This is a genomic window from Variovorax sp. VaC1 (assembly GCF_043658315.1).
Taxonomy (GTDB): domain Bacteria; phylum Pseudomonadota; class Gammaproteobacteria; order Burkholderiales; family Burkholderiaceae_C; genus Variovorax.
In genome coordinates this window covers 218,812-237,917 of record NZ_JBIGLT010000008.1, presented here as the reverse complement: position 1 = coordinate 237,917, position 19,106 = coordinate 218,812, and the positions used below count along the sequence as shown (strand labels likewise).

The following is a 19,106-nucleotide window of genomic DNA, read 5'->3' as shown; positions in this document are numbered from 1 at the left end:
AGTCGCGCCGGACCTTCGCTGTCATAGCTCGGTAGTCCACGGGCCCTTTCGCTTCGTGGCCTCGATCGACGAGCAACGAAACACGAACCCATGGAAGTCCGCATGCAACGCAGCAGCCACCGCACGGTGTCCCGGCGCAATCCGCCGAACGCGTCCTCTTCTTCGTCTCCCGCATTCGCGCAGGTCCGGCTTACGCCGCTGGTGCGAGCCATCGCGCTGCTGCTGGCCGGGGGCGCCGTATTCGACGGCGCGCAGGCGCAGCAGGCGTTCAGCGGCGCCTGGATGGCGCAGAAGAACATGGCGCAGAACACCGCCCTGGCCACCGGTCGCCTGCCCAACGGCATGCCCACGGCGCTGCTCGCGGGACCACAGGCGCAGCAGCAGCGCGCGAACGAGCAGCTGCAGCAATCCATCGGCAACCTGAACCTGGCGGCGCGTGCCATCGCGGCGCAGCAGTCGGCCCAGGCCGCGGCCCGCGCGGCTGCACAGAACAATCCGTCGGTGCCCGACGGCCTGGCCGAAGGCGGCCTGAAGGTCGACACGAATTCGCTCACCGCCGGCTGGCACAACGCGCGCCCGCTGACGGGCGATTCGCAGAAGAACGTCGATGGCCGCACCGTGGTCACGGTCGCGCAGACGGCCGACAAGGCGATCCTCAACTGGGAGACCTTCAACGTCGGCCGCAACACCACCGTGAAGTTCGACCAGCAGGCCAGCTGGTCGGTGCTCAACCGCGTGAACGACCCGAAGGCGCGGCCCTCGCAGATCCAGGGCCAGATCCAGGCCGACGGCACCGTGATGGTCGTGAACCGCAACGGCATCGTGTTCAGCGGCAGCAGCCAGGTCGACACGCGCAACCTCGTGGCCGCGGCCGTGGGCATGAGCGACGCGCAGTTCAGGAAGGGCCTGTACAGCGAAACGCGCGGCAGCAGCCAGGTGCCGGTGCTGGCCAACGACCTGGTGCTCAACGCCACCGGCGCCACGCACGGCGCGGCCACCGCCGACGTGGTGGTGGAGCCCGGCGCGCGCATCGCCACGCGCCGGCCCACCAGCGTGACCGAGGGCGGCGGCTACGTGCTGCTGGCCGGCCGCGAGGCGCACAACCACGGCAGCATCACCACCCCCGGCGGCCAGGCCGTGCTGGCGGCGGGCGATGCCTTCGTGATCCGCAAGGGCATGAGCACCGACGGCAACAGCGATTCGAGCACCCGCGGCAACGAGGTCGATCCGCTGCGCCTGGCCGGCAGCGCCGCCGGCCGCGTGCGCAACACCGGCCTGATCGCCGCCTCGACGGGCGACGTGACCCTGGTCGGCAAGACGGTGGAGCAGCAGGGCGTGCTGCTGTCCAGCACCTCGGTCAACACGCGCGGCACCATCCACCTGAAGGCGCAGGGCGATGCCGCCGAGGCGCGCGTCACGCTGGCGCCGCAGAGCATCAGCGCGATCGTGCTGGAGAACGACGGCGCGACCGCGCTCGACGTGCAACGCGACACCCTGCTGAAGGACTCGATGCGCCCGAGCGACGGCGGCTACAACCGCCGCGACCAGTCGCTGGTGAAGATCGACTCGGCCGGCGACATCGACTTCGAGGGCGATTCGCTCACCCTGGCCACCGGCGGCCAGGTGCAGGCGCGCGCCGAGCACCGCACCCGCCTGGCGCGCGGCGCCACCATCGACGTGGCCGGCGCGGTCGGCGTCAGCGTGGCGATGGCGTCCAACAACGTCAAGATCAAGGTGCAGGGCAACGAGCAGCGCGATGCGCCGCTCAACCGCGACGGCAAGCGCCTCAACAGCATCGACATGTGGATCGACCGGCGCGACCTGGTGCGCGTGGCCCCCGGCGTGAACGGCTACGCCGGCGAGCGCTGGTACACCGGCGGCGGGCTGCTGGAAGTCGGTGGCTACCTGAACACCGACGGCCACACCATCGGCGAATGGGCCTCGGTGGGCGGCACGGTGGGCTTCGCTGGCGGCGAACTGGTCACGCAGCGCGGCTCGGCCATCAACGTGGCTGGCGGCACGCTCAACGTGCAGACAGGCATGCTGCAGCAGAGCTGGCTCAAGGACGCCGACGGGCGCCTGTACAACCTGTCGAACGCGCCGGCCGACATCGCCTACGCCGGCCTGTACCGCGGCTTCGAGGACGAGCACGTGCGCTGGGGCAAGAACACCACCGCCTACTTCTACAACCCGCTGATCGGGCCACGCCAGCGGCTGGAGAGCGGCTACACCGTCGGCCGCGATGCCGGCCAGGTGCTGGTCGGCACCCGCGCCGCGGTGCTCGACGGCGACATCGAGGCCACCGTGTTCCAGGGCGAGCGCCAGCAGCGCAAGCGCGATGCCGGGCTCGACGGCTACCGCCAGCTGCAGACGGCCGCCCCGCTGGCCGGGCGCCTGCTCATCGGCGGCATCGCGCCGATCTACGACACCGCCACCGGTCTTCTGCGCGACAACCCCACGGCGCAGGTCGACCGCGTGACGATCGCCGACGCGCCCAGCACGCTGGCCGATGCGCTGGCCGCCGGCGACGCGCTGCCGAAGGACCTGCGGGGCCACCTGCGGATCGACAGCGGCTGGCTGCAGCGCCAGGGCCTGGGCGGCTTCACCGCCTACGCCAACGACACCGTGGCGGTGAAGTCCGCCATCACCGTCGCCCCGGGTGGCGTCATCGCCCTGCATGCGCCCACGGTGGCGGTGGATGCGGACCTGGTCGCGCGCGGCGGCAGCATCGTTCTGGGCGATCTGGTCAGCCGCTTCACCAGCGCCAGCGGCGGCAGCTGGGTCGAGCTCTCCATCGCCGACATGCTGCCGGCCGGCTACCGGCCGCGCGTGGCGGTGGCCGAGGGCGTGCGCCTGGATGCACGCGGGCTGTGGAGCAACATCGCGCAATCGCCCGAGCGCATCGAGGGCCTGCCCTACGTGGACGGCGGACAGGTGACGGTGCGCGGCACCGGTGACATCACGCTCGGCGCGCGCAGCCTGATCGACGTGTCGGGCGGTGCCGCCCTGATGGCCGGCAACGAACTGCGCGGCGGCCGCGGCGGCGACGTGACGCTGATGTCGGCCCAGCCCGGCAAGGACGGCGTGAGCGCGGGCGCGCTGCACATGGACGGCGAGCTGCGCGGCTACGGCGTGAAGGGCGGCGGCAAGCTGACGCTGGCCAACGGCACGGCGATCAGCATTGGCGAATTGCCCGCCGGCGGCAACGGCGTGCTGGCCGCCGGCCGCAGCAGCAGCGTGCTCTTGCGGCTGGCCGGCGACTACGTGATCGCGGCCGGCAGCATGATTCCGATGGATTTCTCCGTCACGGTGTCGCGCGCGCTCCCGGGCGTGGCGCTCAAGGAGACGGTGATGCCCGACGTCTCCAGCACGCGCACCGTCGTCACCGCCGCCGACTGGGTGTTGCCCGCCAACACCATGGTGCAACTGGCCAACGAGACCGTCTATGAGCCGGGCGACAAGGTGCCGGCCGGCAGCGTGCTGGTGACCATTACCGAACTGAGCAAGGGCTACGTGATTCCCAGGGATGTGTTCCCCGAGGGCGTGCCGGTCCCGGCCAAGACCACCTCGTACAAGGGCGGCACCGTGGCCGCGGCCGAGACGGTGATGCCGGCCGGCACGCCGATCGTCGCCGGCAAGTCGCTGCCGCGTGAGGTCGCGGTGCAGCCGATGCTGACCCTGGACTCTGGCCTGTTCCGCAGCGGCTTCGCGCAGTACACCGTGCGCGGCCAGGACGGCCTGACCGTGGCCGACGGCATGCAGGTGAACGTGCACATGCCGGTGCAGCGCTTCGATCCCGCCGTCGGCAGGCTGTTGCCCACCGGGGCCGACCCGTCGGCCGCGCTGCAGCTGTGGACACCGCCGCTCTACCAGGACGACCCGGTCAAGCAGAAGCTCACGCAGCGTGCCGGCGCCGACCTGACGCTGGAAGGCGGCACGCTCTACCAGCGCGCGCCGCTGACGGTGGGCGAGGGCGCCCAGGTCGCGCTCGACCCGGGCCGCACGCTCACGCTGCGCGGCAACGACCAGATCACGCTCGAGGGCACGCTCTCGGCCTGGGGTGGGCGCGTCTCGCTGCTGCCGGGCGACTACCGCTCGGGCAGCGACACCAACCTGCCCGACGGCATGCCCAATGCGCGCTCGTTCTGGATCGGCGGGCAGGCGCTGATCGACGTCGCGGCCCGCCCGGTGGTCGCCACGGATGTGCTGGGTCGCCGCTACGGCCAACTGACCAACGGGGGCACCATCGAGATCGGCGGGCGCCATGTACTCGATGCCACGCAGGTAGACGCGGCCGATGCCTTCGTGGTGCTGCGCCCGGGCGCGCGGCTGGAAGCCTCGGGCACTTCGGCCACGCTGGACCTGCCGGGCCGCGGCGCGACCGAGGCCGCCAGCCACGGCGGCACCATCGCGCTCAGTTCCTACCGTGGCCTGTTCCTCGACGGCAGCATGCGCGCCGCCGCGGGCGGTGCCGGTGCGGCCGGCGGCACGCTGGCGGTGAACCTGGACACGCCCGCCTACGGCCCGGTGGAGCGCTACAGCCTGAAGGGCGCCAAGGTCGACGACGCTGTGCGCGTGCCGCGCGAGCTGCTGCTGGCGCAGGTGCAGGGCAGGAGCGGGGTGGGCGAGGCCGCCGACCTGCGCCCGGGCGAAGAACACCGCGCGCTGTCCTACGGCACGGCCCGCATCGGCGTCGACCGCATCCACGACGGCGGCTTCGACAACCTCTCGCTGCTGGCCCACGGCATGCTGTCCTTCGACGGCAACGTGGACCTGTCGCTGGGCCAGAGCCTGCGCCTGACCACCACCGCGCTGGCGCTGGCGGACAAGGCCCCCCCCGACGTGCGCGTGGCCCTGGCCGCGCCCTACATCCGCGTGGCCGGCAGCACGCGCAAGCAGCCCGATGACTACATCGTGCCCAACCCGGTGCTGGGCTCGCGCAACAGCGGGGACGGCGCCGGCACGCTGGGCGTGCCGCTGGTGTCAGGCGGCAGTTCGCTGCGCATGGACGCGCAGCTGATCGACCTGTCGGGCATGGTGCAGATGGGCGTGCGCGGCACCATCGTGCGCAACGTGCCGAAAGACCTGGAGGTCGAGCGCTACGCCTTCGACCAATCGGTGCTGCGCAGCAGCGGCGACCTGCGCTTTTCCGACAACGCCAGGTTCCATGTGCCCGGCGACCTCACGCTGGCGGCGGCGCAAATCTACCCGGCCACCGGCGACAGCGGACTGGTGCAGGTGGGCATGCACAACTACATCGACAAATGGGGCGCGCGCCAGTCCGAGATGGACATGACCCGGCGGCTGGTGATCGAGCGCGTGGGCGATACGCCGGCGATGCCGCAGTCGGTCTTCGGCACCATGACCTTCCGGGCCGCCAACATCGACCAGCGCGGCGTGCTGCGCGCGCCGCTGGGCAGCATCACGCTGGGCGACACCCGCGGTAACACCGCCGCCACCTCGGTGCAGCTGCATTCGGGCAGCCTGACCTCGGTCAGCGCCGACGGGCTGCGGATACCCTATGGCGGCACGCAGGACGGGCTGAGCTATCTGTTCAACGGCAAGGACGTGGTCTACGGTGGCGTCGGCGAGGGTCCCAGCATCAGGCTGGCTGCCCACTCGATGGACGTGCATGAGGGCGCGGTGCTCGACATGTCGGGCGGCGGCACGCTGACCGGGGCCGCCTTCCTGGCCGGCCGTGGCGGCTCCACCGATGCGCGCATGTTCCCGTTGATGCAGGTGGGCGCGCAGCGCAAGGGCTTCGCGCTGCCGGGCCTGGCGACCAACCCGGTCTATGCCATCGTGCCGGGCGTGCAGCCGCTGGCGGCACCGCTCAAGGGCGAGAAGGGCGCGAGCGATGCCGCGATCGGCCGCCAGATCACCATCGGCACCGGCGTGCCCGGCCTGCCGCCGGGCACCTACACGCTGATGCCCTCCACCTACGCGCTGATGCCCGGTGCCTTCCGCGTCGAGCTCAACGGGCTGGCCGCGCAGGTCGGTGCCCCCGGCAGCGCCACGGCCATGCGCAACGGCTCCTACACCGCGCCCGCGCAACTGGGCGTGGCCGGCACCGGCATCCGCGACGCGTTGCCGCTGCAGGCGGTGTTCACGCCGGGCGACGTGCTGCGCACCTACTCGCAGTACAACGAGACCAGCTACGCCGACTTCGCCGTGGCGCAGGCGATGCGCGACGGCCTGCCGCGCCCGGTGCTGGAGCGCGACGCCAAGGCGCTGCGCTTCGAGTTCGGCGAAAGGGGCACGCCGGGCTCGGTGCCCGGCGCGCGGGCGCTTCGCTTTGCCGGCACCACGCGCTACGGCACGCAAGGCGATGGCATGGGCGGCACGGCGGTGGTGCTCGGCGGCTGGCGACGCTCCGTCGAGGTGCTGCCCGAGGGCGCCGCGCCCACGCCGGGTTTCGAGGGCGCTTCGCTGTACGACCGCGACCTCAACGCCATCGGCGCCGCGCAGCTGGGCATCGGCGGCGTGCCGATGGGCAAGCTCACGCTCGGCTTCAGCGCCGCCGCCCCGGGCATCGTGCTGCGCAGCGGCGCGGTGCTGCGCGCGGGCGAGGTGTTCCTGGTCACCGACCGCCGCGACAACGGCATCACCATCGAAGCCGGCGCCGGCATCGACGCGCTGGGCCGCGGCCCGGCGGCCTGGGATTCGCGCCGCGGCTACATCTACGACCCGGGCATGCGCAGCGTGCTGGCGGTGTCCAACGGCTGGATCGAGATCCTGCCGCCGGGCGTCTCTGCTGGCGGCGAGAGCGGCCCCGGCCGCATCGACATCGGCGTGTGCCCCGGCACCGGCAGCTGCAGCGCCGGCGCGCGGCTGTATTCCGAGGGCACCATCACCGCCGCCACCGACCAGTCCTTCACGCTGGGCGAGAACTCGCGCTACGGCACCCGCAACCTGGTGCTGGCGCTGGGCGGCATCAACATCGGCAGCGAACGCACGCTGGCCGATGCCGCGGCGCGCGGCGCGCTGACGCCGGGCCTGACGTTGAACCAGCAGGTGCTCGATCGCCTGCTGCGCGGCGACACCAGCACCGGCGCGCCGGCGCTGGAGAACCTGATGTTCACCGTGCGCGACGCGGTCAACTTCCACGGCACGGCGCAGCTGTCGACCATCGACCCCGCGACCGGCAAGTCGCCGATCGAGCGCCTGGTGCTGACCGCGCCCGCCATCTACGGCTGGGGCGGCGCCGATGACGTGGCGCGCATCCAGACCGACGTGCTGGTGTGGGGCGGCACCATCACGCCGCCCGGCATGGTGGCTGCCAATGGCGCAGGCACCGGCAGTGGCCGGCTGCAGATCGACGCCCGGCGCATCGAGCTGGGCGAGGCCAACGGCAAGCGCGGCGACACCGTGCACGACATGGACCGGCTGGCACTGGGCTTCGGCGAAGTGCGGCTCAACGCCAGCGAGCAGGTCAGCGCGCGCAGCAAGGGGTCGCTGTCGGTCTACCAGTCCCAGGGTGCCTGGGACGAGTCCGCCAAGGGCTACGTGCGCACCGGCGGCACGCTGCGCATCGACACGCCGCTGTTGACCGGCGAGGCCGGCTCGGTGATGCGCTACAAGGCCGGCGGCGACGTGCGGGTGACCGCGCCCGAGGGCACGAAGCCCGGCACCCTGGGCGATGCCGAGGCGAAACGCGCGCTCGGTGCCGAGATCGCCATCGACGGCCGCAGCGTGACGCTCGACACCGCCGTGGTGTTGCCCAGCGGCAAGCTCACGCTGCGCGCGGACGGCGACGTGCAGCTGCAGGACGGCGCGCGGCTGGACCTGGCCGGCCGGCGGCTGAACTTCTTCGACGTCGACAAGTACAGCTGGGGGGGCGACGTGGCGCTGGAAAGCCGCAAGGGCAACGTGCGCGTGGCGGAAGGCGCGCGGATCGACTTCTCGGCGCAGAACAACCGCGCCGGCCGGCTGGCCGTCACCGCGCTCGATGCCGGTGCCGGCGGTGTCGAGCTGCTGGGCCGCCTGCGTGGCGGCAGCAGCGGCGAGTACGACGCCGGCGGCACGCTGGTGCCCTACGCGGGCGGGCGCATCGATGTGCACGCGCAGCGCATCGCCGACTTCACCGGCCTGAACCACCGCCTCACCGACGCCGGCGTGCTGGGCGAGCGCAGCTTCCAGATCAAGCAGGGCGATCTGGTGGTGGGCGACGAGCTGAAGGCGCGCGAGATCAACCTCTCGGTCGATGGTGGCCACCTCACCGTGGCAGGCAAGGTGGACGCTGGCGGCGTGCAGGTCGGCAGCATCCGGCTGGCGGCGCGCGACGGCGTGACCATCGCGGGCGGCGCGCTGCTCGACGCGCACGGCTCGCGCCTGCGGGTGGACAGCTACGGCCAGGCCATCGAGGCGCCCAACCGCGCCACCATCGAGATCGACAGCGGCAAGGGCCGGCTGGTGCTGGAGGACGGCGCGCGCATGGACCTGCGCGCCGGCACCGACGGCACGCCGCGCGCCTTCGGCACCGTGGAGCTGAACGCGCCGCGACTGGGCGGCAGGCGCGGCGGCGACATCGACATCGACGCCAGCGGCACGCAGCGCATCGCGGGCGCGCGCACGATCAATGTCAACGGCTTCTTCCAGTACGACGACGCGCCCCAGGGCACCGACCTCGACGTCAGCGGCCGGCCCTACCAGCGCATCGACCAGGCCTACTTGAACGCCAAGCACGACGACAGCGTGGCCTTCATGCGCAACGTGCTGGCCAACGGCGACCTGGTCAACCGGCGCCTGGGCGGCCTGCGCGCTTACGCCGACGCCTTCCACCTGCGCCCCGGCGTGCAGATCATCAGCAGGACGCCCGACGGCGACCTGCAGATCGAGGGCGACCTCGACCTCTCGGGCTTCCGCTACGACAGCCTCAATGCGCGCACGCAGCGCACCGCCGTCTACGGCTCGGGCGAGGCCGGCGCGCTGGCGGTGCGCGCGGGCGGCAACCTGAAGATCTACGGCAGCGTCAACGACGGCTTCGACACCTCGGCGTTGCCGGCGACCCGCGACGACGACGGCTGGGTGCTGCTCAAGGGCCGCGTGCCCTTCGGCGGCGACGTGGTGGTGCCGCGCGGCGGTGCCGTCGCGCTGGCCGAGGACACCTTCCTGCAGCCCGGGCGCGCGCTCAACTTCGACGCGCCGCTCAAGCCCATGAGCCTGGCCGCCGGCACCGTGCTGGCGGTGCGCGCGGTACTGACCGGGGACTACACGCTGCCCGCGGGCACCGTGCTCGGCGGTGCGGTGCGCGACGCCGCCGGCAACGTGATCCAGCCGGCCGGCAGCGTGCTGGCCCAGCCGCTCAAGCTCAGCGCCAGGATGCAGCTCGATGCCGGCATGCGCCTGCCGGGCGCGGCCAAGGTCGGCCAGATGCTGTGGCCCGCCGGTGTGCCGCTGCCCTTCCCCGACGGCGCCGTGATGGACATCAACCAGCCGCCCTTCTACCGCTACAACGGCCCGGTGCTGGCGCGCGAGGTGGCGCTGCAGCGCGGCGCCATCATCCCGGCCGAGACCATCGTCAAGCTGCCAGGCGGCGTGGCGTCGGTCAAGCTGCGCCTGGCCGATGCCGACGGCAACCAGGGCCGCAACTTCGCCATCGCGCCGATGCTGGCCGAGGGCTCGCAGTCGTGGTCGATGCGCCTGGTGGCCGGCGCCGACACACAGGCCGCCGACAGCCGCGCGCTGCAGCCGCGCGGGCCGCAGCGCGATCTGCGGCTGGCCGACACGCACTACGGCAACGCCTTCACGAAGGAGCTGGTTTCCGGCGGCAAGGTCTGGGCCTGGAACCAGCTGGCCGAGGACGAAGGCTATGGCGGGAAGGGCGTGATCCTCACGCCGGGCGAAGTGTCCTGGGGCATGTGCGACTATGGCTACTGCGACCTGGTCTCCGAGACGCCCGAGGTCTGGAACTACAAGTCCTACCCGGTGCGCCAGCCGCTGTTCAGCGTGCTGCGCACCGGCACCGGTGACCTCGATCTGCTGGCCGGCAACGACTTCACGCAGAACTCGCCCTACGGCATCTACACCGCCGGCACGCGCGCCGCGGCACGCGCCGACGACGCCGACTTCAACCGCCCGCGCGCCAAGGGGAGCGACGGAAACAACGTGCTCAACGGCGCCTACGAGGTCTTCGAGAAGTTCGTCGACAGCGACAGCCTGTACCGCGCCTGGTACCCCGACCACGGCGGCAACCTGCGAGTGCGCGTGCAGGGCGATGCGCGCGGCGACACCATCGGCGCTCGGGGCAGCCTGCGTCGCACCACCGACGAACTGGGTGTGTTCCGCGTGCAGTACCCCAGCGCGATGCTGGGCAACTGGGTCTGGCGCCAGGGCACCGGCAGCGTGGTGCCGGGCCCCGAGGGCGTGCCCACCGCCTGGTGGATCAACTTCGGCAGCTACGTCGCGGGCAGCGACACCTCGATGTACGACCTTGGCGGCCAATGGCCCTTCCTGGTCGGCTTCGTCGGCATCGGCACGCTGGGCGGCGGCAACCTGGTGTTCGAGACCGGCGGCAACGCCGGGATGATGGAGCAGATGGGCGACTTCAGCGGCACCTACGTGGCGCGCAGCCAGGGCCTGCACCTGGCGGTGGGCAGCACCGGCCGCGTGACGCGCTCGGGCGAGCTGCTGCTGACCGGCGGCGGCGACCTGGACGTGCGCATCGGCGGCACCCTGAACCCGTCGCCCGAGGTGCGCGGACTGCCTTCCAGCACCACATGGCAGGCCAACAACCCGTTGAGCCATCACCGCACGATGATGGACCTCAACGGCGTCTTCGCCAACCTGCGCGGCGCGCTGCGGCTGGAAAGCGGCGCGGTGGGCGGCATCAAGCTGGGCTACGAGGTCGCCAACCTGAACAACGCGTGGGCGACCGACTCCTACATCGCCACCTCGGGCCTCGCCACTGGCGGGCCGGTGCTGATTCCCGGTGATGCGGGCGTGCGGCTCGACGCGCGCGGCGACCTGGTGCTCGGCGGCGTGGCCGATCCGGGGCGCGTGCCCACGCTCACCGGCGGCACGCCCTTCAGTGCCAACGGCAAGCAGTACCAGGGCGACGGCTGGACCTGGTTCTCGCTGTGGACGCCATCCACCGCGATCGACCTTGCCAGCGCCGGCGGCAACCTCACGCCCACGCTGGGCTGGGCCGACCCGAGCTACCGCACCAACCACCAGGCCACCGACGGTCGCTTCGTCTATCCGGCGGTGCTGCGCGCTCTGGCGGCCAGCGGCAGCCTGTACTACGGCGACGCGAGCCGGGGCTGGATGGACAGCAGCGGCGGCCCCTCGGGCTGGAGCCTGACGCTGGCGCCGTCGCCGACCGGACCGCAGTACGCGGTGCAGCGCACCGCGCAGCTCGAGCTGCTGGCGCGCGACTCGATCTACGGCGGGGGCTACACCATCACGCCCTCGGGCGCCGACCCGTCGCGGCTGGTGGATCCGTTCCAGCCCGGCTTCATCGCGCTGGGCAACCCGATCTGGTACGGCCGAGAGATCATCCACAACTCGGCCGCCGACGCGCTGCTGGCCTCCGTCACCGTGGGCGGACAGAACTCGTCGCTGCGTTTTCCGCTGTTCACGCTCACCTCGCCCAGCGCGGCCGACGTGGCGCCGATGGGCCAGCCGCCGTCGCGCTTCTACGCGGTGGACGGCGACATCGTGGGCCTGCGCACCGGCTCCATGCTCTACCGCGGCGGCGGCACCGGCGCGCCGACCTCGTTCGGCATCTGGTACGAGGGCGGCGGCCCGGTGGCGATCCGCGCCGGGCGCGACATCGTCGATGCCGGCACCGCGCTGGGCCAGGTCGACAACGTGCCGGCCGAAGCCACGGGCTGGCATGGACGCACCGTCAACGGCAAGCCGGAGTGGGCACCTGAGCCGCAGCAGTTGCTCGCCGGCTCGGCGCGCGGCAACCTGATCGTGCACCGCCATGCCGACGATGTGTCGGTGGTGGAGGCCGGCCGCGACATCCGCACCAGCAGCTTCCACATCGCAGGCCCCGGCGAGTTGGCACTCAGCGCCGGGCGCGACCTGTACATGGCCGACAAGGGCGAGCTCAAGAGCGTGGGCGCCATCGTCAACGTGAAGCCGGGCGACCGCAGCAGCGGCGCCGGCATCTCGGTGGCGGTGGGCGTGGGCCGCGACGGGCCGGACTGGGACGGCTTCGCCGCGCGCTACCTCGATCCCAAGCGCCGCGCCGAAAGCGGCCGCCCCTTCGCGGACCAGCCCGGCACCGCGCTGTACAGCTACGGCGGCGAGCTGACGCTGGCAGGCTGGCTGTCGCAGCAGTTCGGCTACGGCGGCGAGGAGGCCGGCGCCGATGCCTACCTGAAGCGCAAGCAAGCCGAGATCGATGGCCAACGCAGCGAAGGCGGCGGCAACCAGCGCCGCGACCTGGCACGCGAGTTCGGCCTGGCCAAGGGCCTGCACCTGGTGAACTGGCTGGGCGAGCGCTTCGGCGGCAGCAACAGCCAGGGCCGGCATTTCGATGCCGCGACCATGGACGCGCGCACCTTCTTCGCTGGACTGCCGCCCGAGCAGCAGCAGGTCTACCTGCGCAACGTGTACTACGCCGAACTGCGGGCCGGTGGACGCGAGTACAACGACGAGGGCGGCCCGCGCCGGGGCAGCTACCTGCGCGGCCGCGAGGCCATCGCCACGCTGTTCCCCACGCACGGTGCCGACGGCAGCGCGCGCCACTATCAGGGCGACCTGACCATGTTCAGCAGCGCCAACTACTACCTGAGCAGTTCGGACTCGTTCACCAAGCGGCCGCAAGCCGGCAAGAGCTACCTGCGGCGCGACGCCTGGACCGCCGCCGGCCGGCCCAGCGACATCGGCGTGTACGACGCGCTCGATGCCGGTATCCACACCAACTTCGGCGGCGATGTGAACATCCTCGTGCCCGGCGGGCGCACGCTGGTCGGGGTGGACGGGGGCTTCGTGCCGGGCGAGGGCTCGGGCGTGCTCACGCAGGGCGCGGGCGAGGTGCAGATCTATTCGCTGGGCAGCATCCTGCTGGGCCAGAGCCGCATCTTCACCACCTTCGGCGGCGGCATCCTGGCCTGGTCGGCGCAGGGCGACATCAATGCCGGCCGCGGCGCGAGATCGACCGTGGTCTACACGCCGCAGCGGCGCGTGTATGACGACGCCGGCAACGTCAGCCTGTCGCCGACCACGCCCAACACCGGCGCGGGTATTGCCACGCTGAACCCGATTCCCGAAGTGCCGCCGGGGGACATCGACCTGATCGCGCCGCTGGGCACCATCGATGCGGGCGAAGCGGGCATCCGCGTGTCGGGCAACGTGAACCTGGCGGCGCTGCGCGTGCTCAACGCCGACAACATCCAGGTGCAGGGCAAGTCGACCGGCGTTCCGGTGGTGGCGGCGGTGAACGTGGGCGCGCTGACCAACGCCAGCGCGGCCGCATCGCAGGCCGCGACCGCCGCGCAGGACGCGGTGCAACGCGAGCGCGCGGCGCAGCGCCAGGCGCTGCCCTCGGTGTTCACCGTGCGCGTGCTCGGCTTCGGCAATGAGCCTGCGGGCGGGGAGGGCGGCGCCGGTGCAGGCCGCGAGCGCAGCGGCGGCGCCTACGACCCCAAGGGCGTGGTGCAGGTGCTCGGTGCGGGCGCGCTCACCACCGCGCAGATGCAGTCGCTCACGCCGGGCGAGCAGCGGGGGCTGAAACAGTGAGGCTACGAGCGCGATTTTTCGCAGTCGTGGGGGCCAACGCTCCGCCGCGGTGATCGCAACTTCAAGGCATGGAACCTCGGCAACGCGCAGGCCGGCGATGGCCGCAGGTTCGCGGGTCATGGCCCCTTCAAACGACTGGCCGCACAAACCATGCACTCGTGCGCGATGAGCTTCGCGCCTTGCTGGGAACCATTGTGCCGAACTTCGAAGAAGACCCGCAGGCGCTGGGGCAACCGCGTTGGGGTGCCTTGTCGGCGGCGATGTTCTGGAAGCGAAAGGGCTTGAACGCCCTCGCGGATCGGGGTGACTTCGTCGGCCAGACCGAGCGTATCAACGGCGGGTAGAACGGCCTCGAAGACCGGCTCGCCCGTCGCGCGCGAGCACGTAAAGCGCTTGGGGCCGGTTGATGATGATGTTTGACTTTCGCGCCCTGATGCTCTGGGCCCTCGGCCTGGGGCTCGCTGGCGCACTGCTCATCGCAGGCATCGAGCGCAACCGCAGCGCCGCCGCGCGCACCGAAGCCGCGACCGCGCGAAAGGATCTGGCCGACTACCGCGCCACGGCCGCCGAGTCCGCCCGCTTCGCTGAACGCGCGCAGCGCACCCAAGAACAGACCTGGCGCACGCGCGTCGATGGAGTGATTCAAGATGGCCAACAACAAATTGCCGCTGCCCGTGTTGATGCTGGCCGCGCTGCTGACGCTGAACGCAGGATGCGCAAGCAACTCGATGCCCTTCGCGCCGTCGTCCGTGCAGCCGGCGCAGAGGCCCGCACTTCCGGCGCAAGCCCGCCAGCCGAAGCCGCCCTCGATCTGCTTGCCAACCTGCTCGGCGGGAGTGCAACGGCTCTTGTCGAGCTGGGAAAGTTCGCTGACGCCACCCGGGCCGCCAGCATCATCTGCGAGCGATACGTCGATACAACCGAGCGATGACTTGGGCCAAACAACAAAGCCCCGGAGCGTTGAAGCAGCGGGGCCTTGATGGGTCTTCTAGGAGGGGGTGGGGCCGATTTCCACCTCTCGTACTTAACGGTTTTTTGAACCGCCATTGACGCCGCACAACCTAGCGAACACTACCTGTCTGGGACACGGTATCGGCATTTTAATCGATGTGACCTCGAAGTAACAGCGAGAGGGCCTCCAGCACTGTGAGTTACAGCCTTGAGTATCTCGTCGCTCGGCTAAAATAGGACCCCGAAACCATCTCTACAAGGCTCTTCAATGACGGTTACTCACAAGCAACTTGAAGGGATGATGGCAGCCGAATCACGGTTGATATCGAAGGGCGTCCTCTCACCGCCAGATACATCGCAGGACGCAGAGTGGGCGGCGGCGGTGACGAAGGCCTGCCAAGAGTCGATCAGGACTGGATTATCCGTGACTTGGGAGTTACCTCCGCGTCCGCCCCGCGAATAGGGTTCGATTTGAGGTGAATGGGCGTGGCGTAGCTGGTGGCCTATTGCCTTTGCAGCACGTCTTTGCCGTGGCGCTGTGTCTTTCGCCAGTGCCACGGGGGCACTGGTTCAGCATCGGCCCATAGGCCCGCGCGTTTGGCCTTCGCTTCGGCCTCCGCAAACTCGTACTGCCCGCGCTCCTGTGGCGTCTGCTCGCGCGCGGATGGTGCGCCGTGGGGCTTGGCCGGTCTGTGGAACACCTGGACTGATCTGAAGACAGGCGAGGCCTGGGACAGCTTCACCATGTTGACCATGAACGCTGACGGCCACCCGCTGATGGGGCGCATGCACAAGCCTGAGGTCGACAAGGTCACGAAGCTGCCACTACCGCTCGACCAGCAAGACAAGCGCACAGTGATTCCGCTGGAAGCGCACGACTTCGACCGCTGGCTGACGTGTACAGTTGAGGAAGCGAAAGAGATGCTAAAGGTGCCGCCGGTCGAGCTGTTTGACGCGGGACCTGTAGCTGCCTGAGTCGTCAGCGCATTCTGGACGCGATGATCATGGCGCCAATGATGATTGCCACGCTCACTGGCAGGGCAGCAAAGGCCGCCCCGAACGCCCAGAGCGCAAGTCCTACCAAGGCGGCTACCATGATTCCAAGGAACAACTCGCGCAGCAAGCCGAGCGCCATGAAGGCAAACATTCCTGCCAGTAGCCAATGTGCCCAGCGCGTGGTTTGCCACTCAAACGCGCAGTACCACGCGCCTCCAAGGGCCGCGACCCCCAAGGGGTAGCGTAGCCACCACGGCGCGTCATAGGGAAAGGCGTCGTATTGAGCGGCCGTAGCTGTCGGTGCGGCCTCCTCGATAGGTTTCGGTGGCGTGATGGGCGCGTAAGGCTCGTCGTCTCGGATCACCTTCATCTGCACCTCCGCTTATTGGTTGGCGGATTTTGCCCCACCTAGCGCGGATAGCCCCAGCGGGCTTGCGCGGATCTCTTCCCTGCATACGTTCGCGCCAATGGCCGCGCCAACGATGCGCCAATAACTATCCTCGCGACAGCACTGCGCGTATGGTGCCCGGGGCCGGAATCGAACCGGCACACCTTTCGGTGGGGGATTTTGAGTCCCCTGCGTCTACCAATTTCACCACCCGGGCACATCCGGAAGGAAGCCCAAAATTATGGCACAGTGGCTGGCATGAATTATCCGACGATCGAAGATGCCATCGGCAAAACCCCCCTGGTGGCGCTGCAGCGCATCGATGCGGCAGAGAACGCCAAGCGTGGCAACGTGATTCTCGGCAAGCTCGAAGGCAACAATCCCGCAGGTTCGGTGAAAGACCGGCCGGCGCTTTCGATGATCAAACGGGCGGAAGAGCGGGGCGAGATCAAGCCCGGCGACACCCTGATCGAGGCCACGTCCGGCAACACCGGCATCGCGCTGGCGATGGCTGCGGCCGTCAAGGGCTACCGCATGGTGCTGATCATGCCGGAGGACCTTTCCGTCGAGCGCGCCCAGACCATGAAGGCCTTCGGCGCCGAACTCGTGCTCACGCCCAAGAGCGGCGGCATGGAATACGCCCGCGACCTGGCCGAGCAGATGGTGGCGCAGGGCAAGGGCCGGGTGCTCGACCAGTTCGCCAACCCCGACAACCCGCGCATCCACTATGAAACCACCGGCCCCGAGATCTGGGCCGATACCAAAGGCAAGATCACGCATTTCGTGAGCGCCATGGGCACCACGGGCACCATCACCGGCGTTTCGCGCTTCCTGAAGGAAAAGAACCCGGCGGTACGCATCATCGGCGCGCAGCCGGCCGAGGGCTCGCGCATTCCCGGCATCCGCAAGTGGCCGGCCGAGTACCTGCCCAAGATCTACGACCCGAGCCGCGTCGACGAAGAAATCAGCGTGAGCCAGGACAACGCCGAAGAAATGTGCCGCCGCCTGGCGCGTGAAGAAGGCATCTTCGGTGGAATCTCTGCGGCCGGTGCGCTGTGGGCCGCGCTCGAAGTGGCGAAAAAGGTCGAGAACGCAACCATCGTCTTCGTGGTGTGCGACCGCGGCGACCGGTACTTGTCGACCGGCGTGTTCCCCGCGTGATCCGCTGACAACAAAACCCGCTGCGGCGCCCTCCAATGGGCGCTGCAAGCCCCCAGAAAAAGAACAGAGACCCCACATGCCCCATCCCAAGTTTTGCCAGGTCTGTGCCACGCCGCTGGAGTGGATCGCGTTGATGGAAGACGGCGGCCCCAAGGAGCGCCTGCGCTGCCCGAACTGCGGCCACACCCACTGGAACAATCCGACGCCGGTGCTGGCGGGCATCGTCGAGTACCGCGGCCAGGTGCTGCTGGCCCGCAATGCCGCCTGGCCCGGCAAGATGTACGCGCTGATCACCGGCTTCATGGAAGCCGGCGAGACGCCCGAGGAGGGCATCGCGCGCGAGGTGAAGGAAGAAACGAACCTCGAGGTCAGCGCCACGAAGCTCGTCGGCGCCTACGATTTCCAGCGCATGAACCAGATCATCATTGCCTACCACGTGGTGGCCGATGGCGATGTGAAGCTCTCGCCCGAGCTGGTCGACTACCGCCTCTACGATCTGCCGGACCTGCGTTGCTGGCCCGCGGGCACCGGCTATGCGCTGGCCGACTGGCTGCGCACGCGCGGGCACGAGCCCGTGTTCTTCACCGCCGCCGAGAACGAAGAGCGCCGCCGGGGCCTCAACCTGCCGCCCGAGGAGCCGAAGCGTGGAAGTTGATCGCGAAATCGATACGCGCGGGCTGAACTGCCCGTTGCCGATCCTCAAGGCGAAGAAGTCGCTCAACGACATGGCGAGCGGACAGCTGCTGAAGGTGGTCTCGACCGATCCGGGGTCGGTGCGCGACTTTCAGGCTTTTGCGCGCCAGACGGGCAATGAGCTGATGGCGCAGGAGACGGTGGGGAGCGACTTCATTCATGTGCTGAAGAGGCGCTGAGTTCCCGGGGTGGATGGTGAGGCCGCTGGCCCCCATCCCTGCCTTCCCCCAGAGGGGGAAGGAGAAAGACCAAGACCGAGGCCGTTACAGCTTCAGGCTCTTGAGGTATTCGCGGAACTCGCTGCCCACTTCAGGGTGGGCCAGCGCCAGTTCCACGGTGGCCTGCAGAAAGCCTTCCTTGCTGCCGCAGTCGTAGCGGATGCCCTTGTAGGCATAGGCGTAGACCGATTCCTTCTTCATCAGCGCCGCGATGCCATCGGTCAGCTGGATCTCGCCGCCCGCGCCCTTGGGCTGGTTGCGGATCTCGTCGAACACGCCCGGTGTGAGGATGTAGCGGCCCGCCACGCCCAGGCGCGATGGCGCTTCTTCGGGCTTGGGCTTCTCGACCATGCGGTTGACCTTCACCAGGCCGTCTTCGACCGTCTCGCCGGCCACGATGCCGTAGCGCTTGACGTGCGCCTGCGGCACTTCCTGCACGGCCAGCAGCGACGCGCCAAGGCGCGCGAAAGCAGCCGTCATTTGCGCCAGCACCGGCTCGCCGCCATCGGGGCCGACCATCAGGTCGTCCGCCAGCAGCACGGCGAAGGGCTCGTTGCCCACCAGGTGCTCGGCGCACAGCACCGCGTGGCCCAGGCCCAGCATGCGCGGCTGGCGCACGTAGGAGCAGGTCATGTCGTCGGGCATCACCGAGCGCGCGATGTTGAGCAATGCGCTCTTGCCGCTGGCTTCGAGCTGGCTTTCGAGTTCGTAGGCGGTGTCGTAGTGGTCTTCGATGGCGCGCTTGTTGCGGCCGGTCACGAAGATCATGTCGCGGATGCCGGCGGCGTACGCCTCTTCGACGGCGTACTGGATCAGCGGCTTGTCGACCACCGGCAGCATTTCCTTGGGCTGTGCCTTGGTGGCGGGCAAGAAGCGGGTGCCAAAGCCTGCAACAGGAAATACAGCCTTGCGGATACGTGTCGAGGGTGTGGTGGACATGGGCGGTTCAGCGTCGGTTCGTTGAAAGTTGGGGAGGTTGAATCAGAAAGCTGGAGCGGCAAGCAAGT

The 19,106-nt window shown here is 69.8% G+C and carries 9 protein-coding genes and 1 tRNA gene; 7 read left to right on the top strand and 3 right to left on the bottom strand.

Translation table 11 applies throughout. The features are described 5' to 3' along the window. Positions 1–102 precede the first annotated feature (102 nt). From ACGLHS_RS28955 to ACGLHS_RS28940, 4 genes are all read left to right on the top strand, one after another. On the top strand, positions 103–13,692 hold the full coding sequence (locus ACGLHS_RS28955; RefSeq protein WP_394485285.1) for a filamentous haemagglutinin family protein: 13,590 nt from the start codon (positions 103–105) through the stop codon (positions 13,690–13,692). A gap of 158 nt (positions 13,693–13,850) precedes the next feature. Further along, entirely contained in the window at positions 13,851–14,036 is a 186-nt protein-coding gene (locus ACGLHS_RS28950; RefSeq protein ID WP_394485283.1) for a hypothetical protein, read from the top strand. Positions 14,037–14,098: 62 nt separating this feature from the next. Further along, positions 14,099–14,623: a DUF2514 family protein gene (locus tag ACGLHS_RS28945; protein ID WP_394485281.1), complete on the top strand. Its 525-nt coding sequence runs from the start codon at positions 14,099–14,101 to the stop codon at positions 14,621–14,623. Positions 14,624–15,240: 617 nt separating this feature from the next. Continuing rightward, entirely contained in the window at positions 15,241–15,618 is a 378-nt protein-coding gene (locus ACGLHS_RS28940; protein ID WP_394485280.1) for an SOS response-associated peptidase family protein, read from the top strand. A 4-nt stretch (positions 15,619–15,622) separates the two neighbouring features. Here ACGLHS_RS28940 and ACGLHS_RS28935 read toward each other — a convergent pair whose 3' ends face one another. Both ACGLHS_RS28935 and ACGLHS_RS28930 read right to left on the bottom strand, forming a co-directional pair. Then, positions 15,623–16,009: a hypothetical protein gene (locus ACGLHS_RS28935; RefSeq protein ID WP_394485279.1), complete on the bottom strand. Its 387-nt coding sequence runs from the start codon at positions 16,007–16,009 to the stop codon at positions 15,623–15,625. A gap of 150 nt (positions 16,010–16,159) precedes the next feature. Beyond that, positions 16,160–16,244 (bottom strand) — tRNA-Leu (locus ACGLHS_RS28930). Positions 16,245–16,285: 41 nt separating this feature from the next. Between ACGLHS_RS28930 and cysM the strand changes: the two genes are divergently transcribed. From cysM to ACGLHS_RS28915, 3 genes are all read left to right on the top strand, one after another. Beyond that, complete coding sequence (gene cysM / locus ACGLHS_RS28925) at positions 16,286–17,188, top strand: cysteine synthase CysM (RefSeq protein ID WP_093245830.1); 903 nt, start codon at positions 16,286–16,288, stop codon at positions 17,186–17,188. Between the two features lie 76 nt (positions 17,189–17,264). Next, positions 17,265–17,843 (top strand): NUDIX domain-containing protein, encoded by a 579-nt coding sequence (locus ACGLHS_RS28920; RefSeq protein WP_093245827.1) that lies wholly within the window; start codon positions 17,265–17,267, stop codon positions 17,841–17,843. Further along, a complete protein-coding gene (locus ACGLHS_RS28915) occupies positions 17,833–18,060 on the top strand; it encodes a sulfurtransferase TusA family protein (protein ID WP_119555274.1) in 228 nt (75 codons plus the stop codon). The genes ACGLHS_RS28920 and ACGLHS_RS28915 overlap by 11 nt, the downstream gene beginning before the upstream one ends. Before the next feature lie 84 nt (positions 18,061–18,144). Here ACGLHS_RS28915 and galU read toward each other — a convergent pair whose 3' ends face one another. Next, complete coding sequence (gene galU / locus ACGLHS_RS28910; protein ID WP_093245822.1) at positions 18,145–19,038, bottom strand: UTP--glucose-1-phosphate uridylyltransferase GalU; 894 nt, start codon at positions 19,036–19,038, stop codon at positions 18,145–18,147. Positions 19,039–19,106 lie beyond the last annotated feature (68 nt).